This window comes from Kitasatospora sp. NPDC034023 (assembly GCF_055575795.1).
In genome coordinates this window covers 44,218-61,701 of record NZ_JBVIRY010000032.1, presented here as the reverse complement: position 1 = coordinate 61,701, position 17,484 = coordinate 44,218, and the positions used below count along the sequence as shown (strand labels likewise).

The 17,484-nt window shown below is 73.1% G+C and carries 14 protein-coding genes and 1 pseudogene; 12 read left to right on the top strand and 3 right to left on the bottom strand.

The genetic code is table 11. The annotated features are described in order from the left end of the window. Positions 1-76 precede the first annotated feature (76 nt). The 11 genes and pseudogenes from ACZ52R_RS33095 to ACZ52R_RS33045 all read left to right on the top strand — a co-directional run bounded on the left by ACZ52R_RS33095 (position 77) and on the right by ACZ52R_RS33045 (position 11,842). A complete protein-coding gene (locus ACZ52R_RS33095) occupies positions 77-1,315 on the top strand; it encodes a styrene monooxygenase/indole monooxygenase family protein (RefSeq protein WP_465754685.1) in 1,239 nt (412 codons plus the stop codon). Positions 1,316-1,445: 130 nt separating this feature from the next. Beyond that, the gene (locus ACZ52R_RS33090) at positions 1,446-1,991 is read left to right on the top strand and encodes a hypothetical protein (protein ID WP_360501963.1); all 546 of its coding nucleotides are present in this window, start codon (positions 1,446-1,448) and stop codon (positions 1,989-1,991) included. 138 nt (positions 1,992-2,129) lie between these two features. Next, entirely contained in the window at positions 2,130-3,041 is a 912-nt protein-coding gene (locus ACZ52R_RS33085) for a phytoene/squalene synthase family protein (protein ID WP_465754684.1), read from the top strand. A 451-nt stretch (positions 3,042-3,492) separates the two neighbouring features. Next, positions 3,493-4,587, top strand: a complete 1,095-nt coding sequence (locus ACZ52R_RS33080; protein ID WP_360501968.1) for a sugar ABC transporter substrate-binding protein — start codon at positions 3,493-3,495, stop codon at positions 4,585-4,587. A gap of 163 nt (positions 4,588-4,750) precedes the next feature. Beyond that, a complete protein-coding gene (locus ACZ52R_RS33075) occupies positions 4,751-5,539 on the top strand; it encodes an ATP-binding cassette domain-containing protein (protein ID WP_360501970.1) in 789 nt (262 codons plus the stop codon). Next, a complete protein-coding gene (locus ACZ52R_RS33070; RefSeq protein WP_360501972.1) occupies positions 5,536-6,792 on the top strand; it encodes a sugar ABC transporter permease in 1,257 nt (418 codons plus the stop codon). Before ACZ52R_RS33075 ends, ACZ52R_RS33070 begins: the two co-directional genes overlap by 4 nt. Positions 6,793-7,117: 325 nt before the next feature. Next, the gene (locus ACZ52R_RS33065; protein WP_465614908.1) at positions 7,118-7,285 is read left to right on the top strand and encodes an SflA family class IV lanthipeptide; all 168 of its coding nucleotides are present in this window, start codon (positions 7,118-7,120) and stop codon (positions 7,283-7,285) included. A 78-nt stretch (positions 7,286-7,363) separates the two neighbouring features. Continuing rightward, entirely contained in the window at positions 7,364-10,012 is a 2,649-nt protein-coding gene (gene lanL, locus ACZ52R_RS33060) for a class IV lanthionine synthetase LanL (RefSeq protein WP_465754683.1), read from the top strand. A 114-nt stretch (positions 10,013-10,126) separates the two neighbouring features. Continuing rightward, positions 10,127-10,621 carry a YcaO-like family protein gene (locus tag ACZ52R_RS33055; RefSeq protein ID WP_465754682.1) on the top strand — a complete coding sequence of 165 codons (495 nt, stop codon included), beginning with the start codon at positions 10,127-10,129 and terminating at the stop codon, positions 10,619-10,621. A gap of 188 nt (positions 10,622-10,809) precedes the next feature. Next, positions 10,810-10,935 (top strand): annotated as a pseudogene (locus ACZ52R_RS33050) (nitroreductase family protein); the annotation flags it as partial. 133 nt (positions 10,936-11,068) lie between these two features. After that, positions 11,069-11,842, top strand: a complete 774-nt coding sequence (locus tag ACZ52R_RS33045) for a GNAT family N-acetyltransferase (protein ID WP_465754681.1) — start codon at positions 11,069-11,071, stop codon at positions 11,840-11,842. A 139-nt stretch (positions 11,843-11,981) separates the two neighbouring features. Here ACZ52R_RS33045 and ACZ52R_RS33040 read toward each other — a convergent pair whose 3' ends face one another. After that, positions 11,982-12,725: an SOS response-associated peptidase gene (locus ACZ52R_RS33040; protein WP_465754680.1), complete on the bottom strand. Its 744-nt coding sequence runs from the start codon at positions 12,723-12,725 to the stop codon at positions 11,982-11,984. A 206-nt stretch (positions 12,726-12,931) separates the two neighbouring features. Next, the gene (gene sigJ, locus ACZ52R_RS33035) at positions 12,932-13,927 is read right to left on the bottom strand and encodes an RNA polymerase sigma factor SigJ (RefSeq protein ID WP_465754679.1); all 996 of its coding nucleotides are present in this window, start codon (positions 13,925-13,927) and stop codon (positions 12,932-12,934) included. 177 nt (positions 13,928-14,104) lie between these two features. On the opposite strand from sigJ, the gene ACZ52R_RS33030 reads away from it, so the two are divergent. Then, positions 14,105-14,527, top strand: coding sequence for a hypothetical protein (locus ACZ52R_RS33030; protein ID WP_465614914.1), 423 nt, complete (start codon positions 14,105-14,107; stop codon positions 14,525-14,527). Between the two features lie 188 nt (positions 14,528-14,715). Here ACZ52R_RS33030 and ACZ52R_RS33025 read toward each other — a convergent pair whose 3' ends face one another. Further along, positions 14,716-17,142 carry an RICIN domain-containing protein gene (locus tag ACZ52R_RS33025; RefSeq protein WP_465660607.1) on the bottom strand — a complete coding sequence of 809 codons (2,427 nt, stop codon included), beginning with the start codon at positions 17,140-17,142 and terminating at the stop codon, positions 14,716-14,718. Positions 17,143-17,484 lie beyond the last annotated feature (342 nt).

The following is a 17,484-nucleotide window of genomic DNA, read 5'->3' as shown; positions in this document are numbered from 1 at the left end:
GCCGGCCGCCGAGCCGGGACGTACGCGATGCCGGGACGTACCACCACCGGGACGTGCCAGCAGGAGAGCAGGGGCGATGCGCAGAGTTCTGATCGTCGGCGCCGGGCAGGCCGGACTCCAACTGGCCCTGGGGCTGCAGTCCCACGGCTACGACGTGACGGTGCTGACGGACCGCAGCGCGGAGGAGGTGCGGGCCGGGCGGGTGCTCTCCTCCCAGTGCATGTTCGACTCCGCGCTGCGCACCGAACGCGCCCTCGGCCTGGACCTGTGGGCCGACGAGGCGCCCCGGATCGAGGGCGTCGGGGTGTCCGTGACTGGGCCGGAGTCGGCACGGGTGATCGACTGGGTCGGACGGCTGGACGCCTCCGCGCACTCCGTCGACCAGCGGCTGAAGATGTCCGCCTGGCTGGAGACCTTCGCCGAACGCGGCGGCCGGGTGGAGCTGCGCAAGGTGACCGCCGCCGACCTGCAGCACCTGGCCGGCTCGTACGACCTGGTGCTGATCGCCTCCGGCAAGGGCCCGCTGGGCTCGCTGTTCGAGCGCGACCACGCGCGCTCGCCGCACGAGCGGCCGCAGCGCGCGCTGGCCGCCGCCTACGTGCACGGGCTCGCGCCGCGCCCCGAGCACGACTTCCCGGCGGTGCGCTGCAACGTGGTGCCCGGTATCGCCGAGCTGTTCGTGATGCCGGCCCTGACCGTGTCGGGGCCCTGCGACATCCTGCTCTGGGAGGCCGTGCCGGGCGGACCGGCGGACGCCTTCGACGGGATCCGCGACCCGGCGGAACACCTGCGGGTGACCCTGGAGTTGATGAAGACCTTCACCCCTTGGGAGTACGACCGGGCGCGGTCCGGCGTCGAACTCACCGACGCCGGCGCCACCCTGGCCGGGCGCTTCACCCCGGTGGTCCGCCACCCGGTCGGCGAACTGCCCGGCGGCAGCACGGTACTGGGCGTGGCGGACGTGGTCGTCACCAACGACCCGATCACCGGGCAGGGCGCCAACAACGCCGCCAAGTGCGCGGCGGGCTACCTGGCGGCGATCCTCGCCCACGGCGACAAGCCCTTCGACCGCGACTTCCAGCAGGCCGCCTTCGACGGCTTCTGGGAGACCGCGGGCCCGGTCACCACCTGGACCAACGCGATGCTCGCCCCGCCGCCCCCGCACGTCCTCGACCTGCTCGTCGCGGCGGGCGAACACCCGGCCGTGGCCGACCGGTTCGCCAACAACTTCAACGATCCGGCGGACGTGGAGCGGTGGTTCCTCGACCCGGCGAAGGCCGCCGCCTACCTGGCCTCGGTCACGGCCGATAACTGAAAGGTCACAACCTTTCCGAATCGGGTGCGAACACGCGTTGATCATGGTGGGTTCGTGTCGCCCCCTCGCCGAGCGGGTATGCGGTTCGGGACGCGAGCCGTACGGACATCCGGACAACAGGAGACACGTGGTGGCGGTCGACGGGGGCAACATGGCCCAGGCAGTGATCGATACGGCGTACAACGAGCGCAAACGGCTGCACACCGGCCGTAGCCGGACCACCGCCGTGGTCGTGCTGGGCCTGCTGGCCGCAGTCGGCCTCTTCCTGGCGCTGGTGGTCGGGAAGTCGGACCCGAACTCCGCGCCGACCTGCGACGGCAAGACCATGACCCGGGACAGCGAGTGCCGGATCTGGTCCAACCACGGCGGCGGGGGCACCTACTCCTACGACGAGATGATCGACCGCCGGGAGTCCTCGAGCAGCGTGTGGCGGTACATCGGCTTCGGCGGCGCCGGCCTCGCCGTCGTCCTGATGGTGGTCTCCTACAGCAAGCTGGACCCGAACCGCCCCTGGGGCAAGCCGGTCAGCGCGGCCTGCCCGCGCTGCCGGGAACTGAACCTGCGGGAGAAGGTCACCGTCCACAGCGTCACCAAGGGCCGCACCACCTACCGCTACAGCGGCATCGTCACCCTCTGCACCCCCGCCTGCGGCTTCTCCACGATCCGCCAGCGCTGACCGTCCGGTCCCCGGGCGTTCGGCCCCTGGGCGTTCGGCGCCTCGGGTGGCGACCGTCTCGGGTGGCGTCTCGAATAGGACGCCCGGCTCCCACCGACTACGCTCGGCCCCGATCGAACAAGTGATTGGGTGGACCGAGTGGGCAGGTGGGAGCGGGCGCTGGACGCCGCCGGCGTGCAGGACCCCGGACTGCGGGCCGACTACGGCCGGCAGCGGGAACAGGTCACCCGGTACAAGCGGGAGGTCACCCTGGCGGCCGGCCTGCTGCTGCCGGACCGCACGGTCCCGCACGTGATCGCGGCGGCCGCCTTCATGCACCGCACCGACACCCTGCTCGACAGCGGCCCCCTCGCGCAGCGCCGGGCGGCGTCCGCCCGCTGGCAGCGGGACGTCACCGAGAGCCTTGCCGCCGGCCGCACCGACGACCCCGAGCTGCGCCCCCTGCTGAACAGCGTCGGCGCGCACCCCGCCCTGCGCGAGCGCGTCCTGGACTTCCTCGCCGCGGCGGACGCGGACCTCGACTTCACCGGGTTCGCCACCGAGGCGGAGTACCAGGCGTACGTGGACGGGTACTCGCTGCCCGGCTTCATGGTCGTCGCCGGCCTGCTCGGCCCGGCCGGCGACCAGGCGGTCTTCCGCGCCGCCTGCCGCACCTACATCGACGGCGCCCAGCGGCTCGACTTCGTCAACGACCTCGCGGAGGACCTGGCCGAGGGCCGGCTGACGGTCCCCGAGCAGACCCTGCGCGAGCACGGCGTCACCCGGGCCGACCTGGAACAGGCCCGCGACCTGCCGGCCGTCCGGACGCTGCTCGGCGACCTGCTCGACCGGGCCGACCGCACACTCGCCGAGGGCAGGGCCGTCATCGAGCTGGTGCCGCCCGCCCACCGGCCGATGGTCCGCTGCCTCCTCGGGGTGGACGAGCTCATCAGCGCCGCCGCCCGCGCCGACCTGGGCGCGCTGCTCCGCCGCTCCGCGAGCCCCGCCAAGGCCGCCGCGCTGCGCCTGCTCGGCCGCGAGTACCTCCGGGCCCGGCGGCTCCGCGACTGACGGGCCGAGCCATTCACGCGAGCCGCCGCTGACGTTCCGCCAGAAAGCCTTCCGGGCAGGCGAGTCGGGCCGGCAGCGCGGGTCAGGGCAGATGCCTGCCCGACGGGGCTTCCTCGGCTGAGTCCGTAGCCGACCCGCGGACTATACCCCGGTCGACACATCTTGAACGCACCAGCCCCGTAGGAAGCCGCTCCGCACCCAGGGCACCCAGCCCGCGGAGCGCCTCCGGCAGTCCGCCCGGCCTGCAGTCGATTTCGTCACCGATAGTCCCGTTCATGCTTCTCTGCGTGTTCACGGGTGCAGAACCCGGCGCTTCATGCGTTCAGGAAGATAACAAAAAAGCCAACATGATCTCGTCTTGGATTTACTTCTTGACTCCATCTGACATCTGCGGGTTGACTCCCTCCCACTCCGCCGCACCGTCGCGGCGACGTCAGGGAGGCACCCCCACATGAACGCAACGATGCGTCGCGCCGTTATCGCCACCGCAGCCGTCTCGATGGCCCTGTCCATGGCCGCCTGCGGCAAGGCCGGCGGCGACAAGAAGGACTCCGCCGCGGGTGGTGACACCAAGTCGATCGGTCTGCTGCTGCCCGAGAACGCGTCCTCGACCCGCTACGAGTCCTTCGACAAGCCGTTCATCGAGGCCAAGGTCAAGGCCCTGTGCGCGGACTGCAAGGTGCTCTACAACAACGCCGAGGGCAGCGCCGCCAAGCAGAAGCAGCAGTTCGACACCCTGATAGCCCAGGGCGTGAAGGTGATCGTCCTCGACGCGTTCGACGCCACCTCCACCCAGTCCTGGGTCAAGGAGGCCGCCGCCAAGGGCGTCAAGGTCGTCGCCTACGACCGCCTGGCCACCGGCCCGGTCGCCGCCTACGCCTCCTTCGACAACGAGAAGGTCGGCGAACTCCAGGGCCAGGCCCTGGTCGACGCGCTCGGCGCGCAGGCCGCCGACGCCAACATCGTCATGATCAACGGCGACGACGCAGACCCGAACGCCGGCCAGTTCAAGTCCGGCGCGCACAAGGTGCTCGACGGCAAGGTGAAGAAGGTCGTCTACGAGCAGTCGGGCGAGTGGAAGCCCACCGTCGCCGGTCAGAAGATCGGTGCCGCGATCACCCAGTTCGGCAAGGACGGCTTCCAGGCCGTCTACTCCGCCAACGACGGCATGGCGGGCGCCATCATCACCCAGCTCCAGGGTGCGGGCATCAAGGTCCCGGTCGGCGGCCAGGACGCCGGCCTCGACGCCATCCAGCGCATCGTCAACGGCGACCAGGCCTACACGATCTACAAGGCCTACAAGCCGCTCGCCGACAGCGCTGCCGAACTGGCCGTCGACCTCCTGCAGGGCAAGGACGTCAAGACCGTCGCGACCGCCAGCGTCGACAGCGCCACCGACAAGGGCATCCCGGCCAAGCTGCTCGACCCCAAGGTCGTCACCAAGGCCAACATCAACGACACCGTCATCGCCGACGGCCTCTACAAGGCCGCCGACATCTGCACCGCGGACTACGCCGCCGCCTGCGCCACCGCCGGCCTGAAGTAGCACCGCCCGGGCCGGGCTCCCCGCATCCCCGGGGAGCCCGCCCGCAGCCGCGGCGGACCTCGGCCCGCCCCGACAACCCCTTTTGACGCTCACCCGCCCGCCCGCACGGCGCGCGGGCCACCCCGGCCGCCGACCCACCATCACGGCGCGCGGGAAGAAGGAGATGGTTCACGTGACAGGCGCACCCGTACTGGCGTTGCGCGGGGTCTCCAAGCGCTTCGGCGCTGTCCAGGCACTCACCGACGTGCACCTGGAGGTGCACGCAGGCGAGGTGGTGGCCCTGGTCGGCGACAACGGCGCCGGAAAGTCCACGCTGGTGAAGACCATCGCCGGCGTCCACCCGATCGACGAGGGAGCGATCGAGTGGGAGGGCCAGGCGGTCTCCATCGGCCGCCCGCACGACGCCCAGGCCCTCGGCGTCGCCACCGTCTACCAGGACCTCGCGCTGTGCGACAACCTCGACGTGGTCGGAAACCTCTTCCTCGGCCGTGAGCTGAAGCGCTTCGGCACGCTCGACGAGGTCGCGATGGAGAAGCGCGCCCGTGAACTCCTCGACACCCTCTCCATCCGCATCCCGAGCGTGCGCATCCCCATCGCCGCCCTCTCCGGCGGCCAGCGCCAGGTGGTCGCCATTGCCCGTGCACTCGTCGGCGACCCCAAGATCGTCATCCTGGACGAACCCACCGCCGCCCTCGGCGTCGAGCAGACCGCCCAGGTCCTCGACCTCGTCGAGCGCCTGCGCGACCGCGGCCTCGGCGTCATCCTGATCAGCCACAACATGGCCGACGTCAAGGCCGTCGCCGACACCGTCGCCGTCCTGCGCCTGGGCCGGAACAACGGCGTCTTCGAGGTGGCGACCACCTCGCACGAGGTGATCATCTCCGCCATCACCGGCGCCACCGAGAACGCCGTCACCCGTCGTCAGGCCCGAATCGCGGAAGAAGCGAAGTGACCACCGAACAGACCACCCCCGCCCCGGCCGCCCCCGCGGTCGACCCCCGCCTGCTCGTCCGCGAGGCCGGCCTCGCCGGCTACCTCGCCGAGTTCAAGCGGAAGATGAAGAACGGCGATCTCGGCTCCGTGCCCGTCGTCCTCGGCCTGATCCTCATCGGCGCCATCTTCCAGGGCATCACCGGCGACTTCCTCAACGCCGACAACCTCACCAACATCACCAAGTGGATCGCCGGCCCCGGCCTGATCGCCGTCGGCATCGTCTTCGTGCTCCTCCTCGGCGAGATCGACCTCTCGCTGGGGTCCGTCGCCGGCGTCTCCGCCTCGATCGCCGCCGTCCTGTCCGTGCGCTCCGGCTACAACGAATGGGTCGCCTGCCTCATCGCCATCGGTGCCGCCGTCGCCATCGGCGCCCTGCACGGCTTCTTCTTCGCCAAGATCGGCGTCCCGGCCTTCGTCGTCACGCTCGCCGGCCTGCTCGCCTGGAGCGGCCTGCAGCAGTACGTGCTGGGCGACAAGGGCACCGTCAACGTCGTCAACGACGGCGTGGTGGCCAACCTGGACACGTACTTCCTCGGCGACGGCGACATCGCCTACACCTGGGGCCTCGCCGTCCTCGGCGTCGCGCTCTTCGCCGCCGGCCAGATCCTCGACGCCCGCCGCCGCGCCACCGCCGGCCTCGCCGCGCGCCCGATGAGCGAGATCGCGCTGCGCACCGGAGTCCTCGCCGTCATCGCGCTGACCGCCGCCTACATGCTCAACCAGGACCGCGGCCTGCCGCTGCCCCTGCTCGTCTTCCTGTCCGTCGTCGTCATCACCGACTTCGTCCTGCGCCGCACGAGCTACGGCCGGCAGGTCTTCGCCGTCGGCGGTGGCGTGGAGGCCGCCCGCCGTGCGGGCATCAACGTCGCCTGGATCCGGATTTCCGTCTTCATGATCTCCGCCGGCATGGCGGCCCTCGGTGGCCTGTTCATCGCCTCCCAGCAGGGTTCCGCGGACAAGATCCTCGGCGGCGGCAACGTCCTGATGAACTCCATCGCCGCGGCTGTCATCGGCGGCACGAGCCTGTTCGGCGGGCGCGGCAAGACCTGGTCCGCGCTCCTCGGCATCCTGGTCATCCAGTCGATCATCACCGGACTCGACCTGGTCCACGTCAACCAGGCCATTCAGTACATGATCACCGGTGCCGTCCTGCTCGCCGCCGTCGTACTGGACTCCGTCTCCCGCCGCACCCGCAAGACCGCCGCGCGCTGACCCGGCGTGACACGCGGCACGGGCCGGCCCGGTACCCACCCCTCGGGTACCGGGCCGGCCCGCCGTGTCGTACCGGCCGGGAGCAACCCTGCCCGCGCTGACTGCTCCGGTCCGGGCTTGACGGCTCACCGCCTCGTCGAGGGCGGACCCGGGCGGAGGCGGCGAGGTGTGAGGGTGGACGCAGACGGCGTCCACAAACGGAACCGTCCTTTGTCGTAGGCGAGTTGCCAGGTCTGTCCGACCCCTGTGACGGCCCGGTGGGCGTGGCTAGCATGAGGCAGCCCAGTCAGAGATCCCAATGACCAGAATCACCGGGAGGATCCACATGAGCGCAGTGATGACCGACATCCGCGACGCAGGCCTGCTGGACATCGACGAGGACACCCTCACCTTCGAGGACGAGCTCGACGCGGACCTCACGCCGGTCGCGTGTCTCGCCGACCCGTGGGTCACGTACGTTCCGACCCGCTTCCCGTGCGAGGTCGACTTCTGACCCGCTTCCCCTGCGAGATGAACGCCTGACCCGAGCGATCAGCCGGGCACGAAGCGGAACCGGGGAAGGGACGGAACCATGGACGCACCACCCGACCCCGGCTCCGCCGAATCGCTGCGACGCAGAGTCGAAGAGCTGTTGCGAAGCGGCGAGGCGCCGCAGCGGAGGGGTGAGGCGCCGCCGAGAAGGGGTGAGGCGCTCGCCGCCGCCACTCCCGTCCCGCGCGGGCCACTGCGCGAGGACGGGCCGTGGTGGTACCTCCAGGACCCGCGGATGCCGGAGCTGGCCCACGGATGGAAGCTGCACGTGTCCACCCGCCCGGGCGAACTGGCGGACCTGCTGGACGTGGTGGTCCCGATCCTGCTGCGCCACACCTGCGACGCGAAGTTCGCCCGGAGCGCCGCGGTGCTGCAGGAACTCAACAGCGGCCGCCACGGCGCCGCCGCCGTCGGCAAAGCCGTGACGCTCTACCCCCGGCCGGACGAAGTCCACGCCCTGGCAACGGAGTTGGCGCGGGCCCTGACCGGATGGGCCGGCCCCGCGGTGGTGAGCGACCGCCGGATCCGGCCGGACGCCCCGCTGTACTACCGCTACGGACCGTTCCGCGTCACGGACGACGAAGCGGAACGCGGCATGACCGGCCCCGACGGCTCGCCGTTCCCGGGCCTGGCCGAAGCCCGTTACCGCCAACCACCCTGGGCGAGCGACCCGTTCACCCCGCCGGACGCCCCCGCCCGTCCGGCGACCACCCGGGTCGGCGACGGGCGCTACCGCATCACGGCGGGCATCACCCGCGCGCCGAGCGGCCACGTCTACCGCGCGGTCGAACTCGCCACCGGGCGCGAGGTGGTGGTCAAACAGGCCAGGGCCTTCGTCGCCGAGGACGGCGCCGGCACCGACGCACGCGGCCGGCTGCGGCACGAACGCCGAGTGCTCGCCGCACTGGCCGGGGTGCCCGGAGTGCCGCCGCTGGTCGACTACTTCCGGCACGGCACCGACGAATACCTGGTCAGCGGCGCGTGCGGGAGACGGGACCTGCGCCGTGACGTCCTCACCTCCGGCCCGTACAGCGCCCTTGCGGTCGCAGGCCCCCGGGACGGTGGGCGCGACGGGTGGACACTGGCGCGCGGGCTGCTGCGGATCCTCGACGCGGTGCACGCGCGCGGCGTGGTGGTGTGCGACCTCAAACCCGCCAACGTGGTGCTCGACCCCGACGGCCGTGCCGCACTGGTCGACTTCGGCGTGAGCGCCCTGGCCGGCGACCGCCCGCCGGGCGCCACCGCCGGCTACGGCCTGCCGGGCGGCACCGGCGACGACCCCACCGAAGACCACTACGCGCTGGGCACCACCCTGCACTACGCCCTCACCGGACTCGACCCGGTCGTCATCGACCCCGACCCGGCGACCAACCGCGACCGCACCCTCGCCTGCCTGCGCGCCGCCCTCCCCGAGGCCGACCCGGTGGTGGACCTGGTCGCGGGGCTGCTGAGTTTCGACCCGGCGCAGCGCGCCGCAGCGGCCTCGCGACTGCGCCGCGCGCGTGCGGACGCCGCTCCCGTACGGCGGCGGCCGACGCGGCCCGGGCGCGCGCTGCTGGACGAGGCCCTCGACCACACCGTCACCACGTGCGTACGGATGGCCCGCGAGCTGGTCGCCGCCGGCCCCGGCGCGGAGCGGCCCCGCACCCTGCTCTCCCTCTACGACGGCGCGGCCGGGCTCGGCCTCGAACTGCTGCAGCACGCGGACCGCCCGGACGCCCGCTCCGCCGCCGCCGACCTCGCCCGCTGGACCGCCGCCCACCCGGCCCTCGACCGCCTCGACGACTCCCTGTACCAAGGCCGTACGGGCGTCGAGCTGTTCCTCGCCGAAGCGGCGGCCGCACTCGGGACGGAACCGCTCCCCTCCGGTCTGCGCGCCGCGCCTGGCCTGGGCGTGGGGACGGACCAGATCGCCGGTGCGGCCGGGATCGGCACCGGGCACCTGCTGCTCGCGGCCGTCGGCTCGGCCGTCGGCGGATCGGCGGCCGTCGGCTCGGCGGGAGACCGGCAGCGCGCCGACCGGCACCGCGCGGCTGCCGCCCGCTGCGCCGCACGGCTGACGACCGGACCGCTCGACGAACCCGAGGACCCGCCCAACCCCGGCACCGCCGCCCTCGCGGAGGGCTTCGCGCACGGCCGGGCCGGCGTCGCCCACTTCCTGCTCGCGATGCCCGACGAGGCGTCGCAGCACACCGCCCGCCGGATCGTCGACGGCCTCGCCGCCGACCTCCCCCGGATCGCGGACGCCGCCCGCCGGCCCGGCGCGACCCGCCGCTACCTCTCCTGGTGCCGGGGACTGGCCGGACTCGGCACGCTGCTGGTCCAGGCCGGCCTCCGGTACGGCGACGAGGACCTGCTCGCCCTGGCCGCCGACGCCGCCGCCACCTGCCGAACCGTCGCTCCGAGGACCGCCCAGGTGTTCCGCTGCTGCGGCCTGGCCGGTGTCGGGGACCTCCTGATCGACCTGGCGGACGCCACCGCAGACGCCCGCCACTGGGCGGCGGCCGAGGACCTGGCGGGTCTCCTCCTCACCCGTGCCGGCGGCCCGCCGAACCGGCCGGTCTTCCCGGGCCGGCAACCGGACGCGGAGGCGCGCGCCTGGGCGGTCGGCACCCCCGGCGTCGCCACGTTCCTGCGCCGCCTGTCCCGGCGCGGCGGCCCGGTGCCGGGGCTGCTGCCGCTGCGCTGAGAAGGCTTTGGAGGGTCTTCGCGGGTGCGGACCGGCCGCACCCGCGCTTCGGTGTGCTCCCAACTCCCGGTGCTGAAAGGGATGTCAGGCACCTTCGGCGGTGGCACGTGGAACGTGGCACGTCGGTCGCGGATCGCTCAAGCGCGGCTGAAGGAGCGACGGGGATGCGCCGCCGGTGCACGGACTACCGGCCCCGACCTGGTCGTCAGCCTGGACGACCACGTCGGCCTCAACGCCCTGCCCGAGGCGCAGCCCCGGCTGGACTTCCTCTTCACCGGCCCGCCCCCGGTGCCCTGGACCGAGCACCTGCCCGGCACCCCCGCACCGGTCACCGACCTGACCGACCTGCTGGAACGCACCGTCGCCCGGCTCGCCGGGGAGGACCTGGAGGTCGTCGTGGTCACCCAGGACGAGCCCGGCGCCCGCGACCGGCTCGGCCTGCACTGCGCCAAGGTGATCGTGCCCGGCACGCTGCCGATGACCTTCGGCCACGTCAACCGCCGCACCCGCGGCCTGCCACGGCTGCTCGAGGTCCCGCACCGGCTCGGCCGCGCCCCGGGACCGCTGCGCCACGACGAACTGCCGCTCCACCCGCACCCGTTCCCCTAGCCGCACCCGTTCCCCTGGCCGCACCCGTTTCCCTGGCCGCACCCGTTTCTCTGGCCGCACCCGTCCCTCTGGCCCGAACCCGTCCCGCCAGCCGTCCCTGTTCGCCCAGCCGTCCGGGAAGGACGCGATGACCACCCACCGCCTGCCCACGATGCTCTGGCACAGCCTGCGCTCGCGCTGCCGCCGCCCACGGCCTCGGCACCACCCCCCTCGGCGGCTTCCGGGACGACCTCGCCCACGAACTCCTCGGCCTCGACGACCGGGAGGAGCCCATCCAGTACCTCCTCCCGCTGGGTCGGCCGGCGGTGGCGTGAAGCCGTGGCACCAACCGGTGGTGCTCGCGTCCGGCCGCCCACGTCCTGGAGGCAGGACCACGATCGGGAGGTGGAGATGGGCGGGCCCGCGCCCGCTGCGGCCCGGTCGGCGGGACGCCGTAGAGTGCCTGGCATGTCGGATGACGAAGTGCGGCGGATCAACGCCTTCCTGGCCGGGTTCGCGCGTCGGCGGGCCGAGCGTACGGTCGAACTCCCGGGCGGGTTCGCGGTGTTCGACGACCGCTTCGCGGGCTCGTGGTCGAACAACCAGGTCTTCGTCGACCGCACCGACACGGCGCCGGCCGCCCTGCCCGGCCTCGTCGACGAGGTGATGGGCGAGCGGCCGTTCCGTCTGGTGTCCGTACTGGACGGGGAGTTCGGGGAGGCGTGCGTCGAGCCGTTCCGGCGGGCCGGGTACCGGCACAGCACCTACCTGGTGATGCTGCACACCGGCCCGACCCCCGCCGTCGGCGAAGGGCGCTGCGTCGAGGAGGTCGACCTGGAGGCGATCCGGGAGCCGCTCTCGGCGAGTTGGCGGACGGCGCTCCCGGCGGCGGGCGAGGAGGTGGTCCGGTCGCTGGTCGACCGGCGGGTGACGTCCCGGCGCGGGGCCGAACGCGTCCAGCTCCTCGGCGCACAGGCGGACAACGGCGAGGTGGCCGCCTGGACCGACCTCTACCTCGAACCCGTCCTCGGGATCGCCCAGGTCGAGGACCTGCTCACCGCCGAGGCACACCGCCGGCGCGGCCACGCCGATGCCGTCCTGGCCGCCGCCCTGCGCCGTGCGACGGACGCCGGCTGCGGCACGCGCTTCCTGATCGCGGAGTCCGACGACTGGCCGCGAAACTGGTACGCGCGCCGTGGCTTCGAGGTCATCGGGCACACCCACGGCTTCGAGCGCACCTGACCCGGACGAACCGGCGCGATTCCCTCACTACGCGCCTTCGGCGGCTCTGCGGACCGCTGAGGAACGTCCGGCGTCGAGCCGCACCACCGTTGGCGGAGGTGCGAAGGCGCGAAGAGCCGGGCGGCGTGGTCAGGACGGGTCAGTCCGCGAGGCCCAGGGGGTCGGGGGCGCTCTCCAGCAACTCGGGGCCGTTGTTGCGGACGCTGTTGACGGTGGGGGAGACGGCGCGGACGCGCAGGTCGCCGCCGGCGGGGCGGCGCAGGAGGTGGTGGAGTTCGGCGGGGTCGGTGTGGGCGGGGGAGAGCCAGCCGGGGAGGTCGTCGGGGGTGATGGTGAGGGGCATCCGGTCGTGGATGCGGCCGGCGCTGTCGGTGGCGTCGGTGGTGATGACGGTGGCGGTGGCGAGCCAGGCGAGCGGGTCGTCGTCGGGGCGGGTGCGGTCGCGCCAGAACTCGTAGAGGCCGGCCATCAGCATCAGGCCGCCGGTGCTCAGGAAGTACGGCTGCTTGTACTTCTTGCGGTCGGCGGTGGCGGGGATCTCGCGCCACTCGAAGTAGCCGTCGGCGGGGATGACGCAGCGCCGGGCGGTGAAGGCCTTGCGGAAGGCGGGCTTGGTGTCGACCGTCTCCGAACGGGCGTTGATCATGCGGGCGGCGCCGGACGGGTCCTTGGACCAGGACGGGACCAGTCCCCAGCGCAGCGGGCGCAGTTGGCGCAGCAGCTCGCCGGTGTCCCGGTCGACGCGCTCCAGGACGGCGGGGACCGGGTCGGTGGGGGCGACGTTCCAACTCGGCGCGAAGCTCTCGGCCGGGTCCCAGCGGAGTTCTCCGAGGAGCGAGACGAGGTCCTGGGGCGTGGTGGTGGAGACGAAGCGGCCGCACATGCCCCCAGCCTGCCACCCCCGACGGACAACCGGGCCGCAACGGGGCCATCACCGGACCGCATCCGGGCCACATCCGGATCACATCCGGGCCATGACCGGGCCGAAGGGGCAGGGGTCGGCGCGGCTCGTGGCCGCCGTGTGGGCGTGGTGCAGCCGCAGCTGGGGCGAGGCGCGCAGCCGGTGGTGGACGAGCCGTGGCGGGGGCCTCAGCGGGGGAGCTGCCCGTGCTCCGTCCACGGGCGCAGCTTCTCCGGGTTGCGGACCGCCCAGATGCGGGTGATGCGGCCGACGTCCACTCCGAAGGCCGCCACGGTCGCGGTGACACCGGCGTGCTGGGCGACCAGGCCGGGTCGGCCGTTGACCGTCCGCTCCAGGAGGGTGAGCCCGGGGGCCTTGTCGGCGATGTGGATCAGGTACTGGGCGATCCGCTCGGCGCCCAGGACGGGGCGCAGGACGGCGCCGACCAGGCCGCCGCCGTCGGCGGCCATCGTGGCGTCGGGGGCGAGCAGGCCGACCAGGGCCTCGATGTCCCCGGCCTCCCAGGCCTCCTTGAAGTGCCGCACCAGACCGGCCTGCCCGGCCCTGGGGACGGTCGGCGGCTGCGCGCCGCGCACCCTGCGGCGGGCCGAGGAGGCCAGCTGCCGACAGGCCGCGGGGGTGCGGCCGACGATCTCGGCGACCTCGGGGAAGGGGTACCGGAAGACGTCGTGCAGGATGAACGCCACGCGTTCGGCCGGGGTCATCGCCTCCAGGACGACGAGGAAGGCCATGTTCACCGACTCGTCCAGGGTGACCCAGTCGGCCGGGTCGGCCGCCCTCTCCCGGCCGCCGCCCGGCCCGCCGATCCACTCGGTACGGTCGGGCAGCGGCTCGGGTATCCACTCGCCGACGTAGCGCTCGCGCCGGACCCGCGCCGATCCGAGCAGGTCCAGGCAGACGCGGGTGGCCACCGTCGTCAGCCAGGCGCCGGGCGCGGCGACGGCCTCCTGCCGCTCCCGCGGCATCGCGTACCAGCGGGCGTACGTCTCCTGGACGGCGTCCTCGGCCTCAGTCAGTGAACCGAGCAGCCGGTAGGCGAGGTTGATCAGCTGCCGCCGCTCGCCGACGATCACGCTCAGGTCCGGTTCGAAGGGACTGTCGTGCGGTCGGTCTTGCGGTCCGTCGTGCGACCGGTCGGGGCCGGGCTCGGAGGGGGTGCTCATGGTCGGGGCCGCTCCCTGGTCCGCTCGTCGTTTCAGCCCGTCGCGGCGCTCGCCGTGTCGACGAGGAAGCGCACCGGGCTGTGAGGCCGGACCGGACCTCACACTCGGCGGCCCTGCGTCGTCGGTTGACCGAGACACTATCGATCACCGCCGCGAGGCAGAAGAGGGGACCGCGTCATGGTCACACCGACGACGGCAGCAGAACCGCGCAGCGTCACGTTCCTGCGGGCCGCGATCGCCCTGCAGACCGCGGCCGTCCTCTTCCAGGCGGTCACGGCCGGCCTGCTGCTGTCCACCTCCTACGGTGAGGTGCTGCACGGCGTCGGGGCGCGGGTGATGTACGGGGCGTCGATGCTGTACGTGCTGGCCGCGATCCTGGCGTGGCGGCCGGGTGGCGGATCGCCCCGGCCGATCCTGTACGCGTCCGGTTTCCTGGTGCTGGCCTCGGCGCAGGTGGTCCTGGGCATCGCGCACGTTCCGTCGGTCCACGTCCCGCTGGGGGTGCTGATCTTCGGCCTGAGTGTGGCGGTGCTGGTGCGGGTGCCGGCCGCCCGCGTCGCGCAGGCGGCCGGCACCCGGTCGGGGTGGCTCAGGAGCTGAGGGTGCCATCCCATCGGCGGGGTCAGGGCGTTGCCGTTGCCGAGCGGGTCGGCGGGGGGTGCATGCGCGCACTCCTGCGGGTGTGGGGGATGCGACAGCCCGTCAGGAGCTTGGGGGAGCCGCGGCCGGCCGGGTGGGGCCGGCCGGCCGCGGGTGGTGCGGTGTGGGGGTCAGCGGTGTGGCGGGGGTCAGTCGGTGACCGCCGCGGTCGCGGAGCGGCCGGGGGCGAGGGTGACGGTGGCGTAGGTGTACGTGACGCCGTCGACGACCCTGGTGTGCGCCTCCCGCGCCTGGCCGTCGACGGTGACGCGCGCGTGCGGCCCTCGGAAGCGGGCCTCCCAAGTGAGCGGCTTCGTACCGGTGTTGGTGACGGTGCTGGCCCGTTCGCCGTCGTGGCGGACGGTCACCGTGCCGTCGCCGACCGGAATGGACGCGACCTGCAGCCAGCCCATCGAGGCGGGTAGCCGGGAGGCGGTGGCGAGCGTGCCGGTGGCCGCGTCCGGCTCGACGCCGAGCAGGCCCTGGACGGTCTGGGCGAGCAGGGTGAACGGAACCTCGGGGTAGTCGCCGTTGAGCATCTGCCCGCTGGCGTGCTGGGCGCCGACGCTCTCGTAGACGTACCGCATCCACTTCCAGGCGGTGGTGCCGTCCTGGTTGGCGAAGAAGGCGTCCGGCAGGTAGGTGTAGGCCTCCAGGTTGACCGAGCGTTCCGGGCCGGAGTCGGCGGCGTCGACGGCGGCGAGGAGGGCGTCCCGGCGGGGCCCGGGGTCGATGAGCCGCTTGACCGGCATCAGCACACTCGCCTCGTAACCCCAGCCGGTGACCGGCCGACCGGCGGTGTCGTAGCCGTGCACGACCTCGCCGGGGTGCTGACTGTCCACGCTCCAGGTGGAGTTGACGTACGAGCGGAGCGCCTCGGCGGCCTGCCGGTAGCCGGCGGCGGAGGTGGCGTCGCCCCGGGCGTCGGCCAGCGTGGCGGCGGCGAGGTAGGCCTGGTACTGGGCGCCCAGCGCGTCACCGGCCTCGGCGTAGGTCCCGGCGGCGTTCTCGGCGTAGCTGGCGGTGCCGGCGAAGATGCTGCGGCTGGTGGCCTGTGGGATCGGCAGGCCGCCGTTGTCGACCGGGCCGGGGTGGCCGGCGATGAACGGGCCGAGGGTGTTGCGGACGTAGGTGCCGAGGGCCGGGTCGTCGGCGTAGTCGCGGTCGCCGGTCCAGCGGTAGGCCTCACCGGCCTTCTGGACGAGCTCGAAGGGCGCGGGCAGCTCGCGGACGAAGCGGTTCGGGCCGCGGTAGTCGATGGCGCCGTACGTCCGGGCGTCGAAGTTGAGCGCCCAGACCGGGTAGAGCCCGTTGACCTCGGTGGCGGAGGCGGCGAAGCCGCGCAGCATGGTCTTGTTCTCGGCGTCCAGGCCCAGCAGGTGCGCGCCGACCAGCTGGTGGGCGAAGTCCCGGCTGTAGAAGGCGGATCGGAACGGGTAGCCGGCCCAGTACGTGGTGTCGTAGGCGGTGCTGCCGGTGCCGCCAGGGTGGTTCTCGTCCATGTCGAGGACGCCGGTGGTGCCGGCCTGCTGCACCCAGCTGTTGGCCTTGGTCTTGGCCCAGTCGAACAGGGCGGCGACCTCGGGGTCGGAAGAGGTGGCGACCGGGTCGTTGGGGGCGGACGGGGCCACGGCCGCGTCGTCCACGTTGACCCAGCCGGTGGGCGAGGAGCCGACGGTGAGGACGAGCCGGTCGCCGGCGGCGACCCGGATCCGGGGGAGGGTGTACTTCGCGTAGGTGGACTGCTCGGGGAGGGTGAGCGAGCGCACGACGGCGCCGTTGACGCTGACCGAGAGGGTGCCCCCGGGGCCGCCGGTCGCGATCCAGGCGGAGAGGTCGTAGCTGCCCGCGCCGGCGGCGGTCGCCTGGTGGGTGATCGCGTAGCCGGGCCCGGCGTCGAGGTAGGCGAGGCGGGCGCCGCCGTGCGGGTTGTTGGTGGCGATGCCGGTGTGCCCGGTGAGGGTCCAGCCGTCGGCGCCCTGCTCGAAGCCGGGGTTGGCGAGGACGAGGGGTTCGGTGCGGGTGAGCGTCCAGCGGTGGGCCGGACGGGCGTCGCAGCCGCCGTGCGCCGGGGTGGGAGCGACCGTGGGAGTAGCGGTCGAAGTCGGCGTCGGCGTGGGCTCGGTGCTCAGGCAGGCGCCGGTGCCGCGTACGGCGAGGGTGTACGTGCCCCGGGGGCCACGGGAGACGGTGAAGCGCTCGGCGTCGGGGGCGGTGCCGCAGTCGGCGGTGGCGGGCGGGCGACCCGGGCCGTCGAGGGTGAGGCAGCGGCCGCTCGCGGCGTTGACGAGCAGGTAGTCGTCGCCGGTGCGGCGCAGCTGCCAGCGCTGGCTGAGCAGTCGTTGGCAGTCCGCGCCGACGACGGGGGTGCCGGGGGCCGATTGCGCGTACTGCGGGCCGAGGCAGCTGCCGTCCAGGGCGGAGCCGAGGACGTAGCTGCCGCCGTCCACGAGCGGTGCCCGGTTGTTGGCGAACGCCGGGTCGTCGGCGAACGCCGGGACGCTGCCGAGGGCCTGGGCGGCGAGGACGGCCAGGAGCAGGAGACCGGACGGTAAGGCGCGGGTGCGGGGCGGCATGGCGGATCCTCTTCCGGTCGGGGGCGGGGTGCTGGGTGGTCGGGAAACTGTTTGAACGTTCAAATCGCTGGATGGTGCATCGCGTGTGATGGGTGACATTTCACATGTTCAGACAAGCCGCGTCAACGGGCCGTGCGGCACCGGCTGTCCGAAAAGAAGCGGCGAGGGCCCCTGCCCGACGGGGGTGGGCAGGGGCCCCCGCGAGGCCGCGCGGTCCGGGCTCTGCGCCCGAGCGCGGCGAGCGTGTCCTCCGGCGAGAGGCACGGACAATGCTCCGTGCAGAGACCGCGGTTGTTCGGTCAGGTCAAGTACTGGGAAAGCCATGATCGTTCCTGATCGCTA

What these genes read in the sequence shown, in the direction of transcription:
- ACZ52R_RS33025 (WP_465660607.1), bottom strand. Translation starts at nt 17,142, where the DNA reads ATGCCGCCCCGCACCCGCGCCTTACCGTCCGGTCTCCTGCTCCTGGCC.
- ACZ52R_RS33080 (WP_360501968.1), top strand. Translation starts at nt 3,493, where the DNA reads ATGAACGCAACGATGCGTCGCGCCGTTATCGCCACCGCAGCCGTCTCG.
- ACZ52R_RS33095 (WP_465754685.1), top strand. Translation starts at nt 77, where the DNA reads ATGCGCAGAGTTCTGATCGTCGGCGCCGGGCAGGCCGGACTCCAACTG.
- sigJ (WP_465754679.1), bottom strand. Translation starts at nt 13,927, where the DNA reads ATGAGCACCCCCTCCGAGCCCGGCCCCGACCGGTCGCACGACGGACCG.
- ACZ52R_RS33045 (WP_465754681.1), top strand. Translation starts at nt 11,069, where the DNA reads ATGTCGGATGACGAAGTGCGGCGGATCAACGCCTTCCTGGCCGGGTTC.
- lanL (WP_465754683.1), top strand. Translation starts at nt 7,364, where the DNA reads ATGGACGCACCACCCGACCCCGGCTCCGCCGAATCGCTGCGACGCAGA.
- ACZ52R_RS33040 (WP_465754680.1), bottom strand. Translation starts at nt 12,725, where the DNA reads ATGTGCGGCCGCTTCGTCTCCACCACCACGCCCCAGGACCTCGTCTCG.
- ACZ52R_RS33030 (WP_465614914.1), top strand. Translation starts at nt 14,105, where the DNA reads ATGGTCACACCGACGACGGCAGCAGAACCGCGCAGCGTCACGTTCCTG.
- ACZ52R_RS33075 (WP_360501970.1), top strand. Translation starts at nt 4,751, where the DNA reads ATGGTTCACGTGACAGGCGCACCCGTACTGGCGTTGCGCGGGGTCTCC.
- ACZ52R_RS33065 (WP_465614908.1), top strand. Translation starts at nt 7,118, where the DNA reads ATGAGCGCAGTGATGACCGACATCCGCGACGCAGGCCTGCTGGACATC.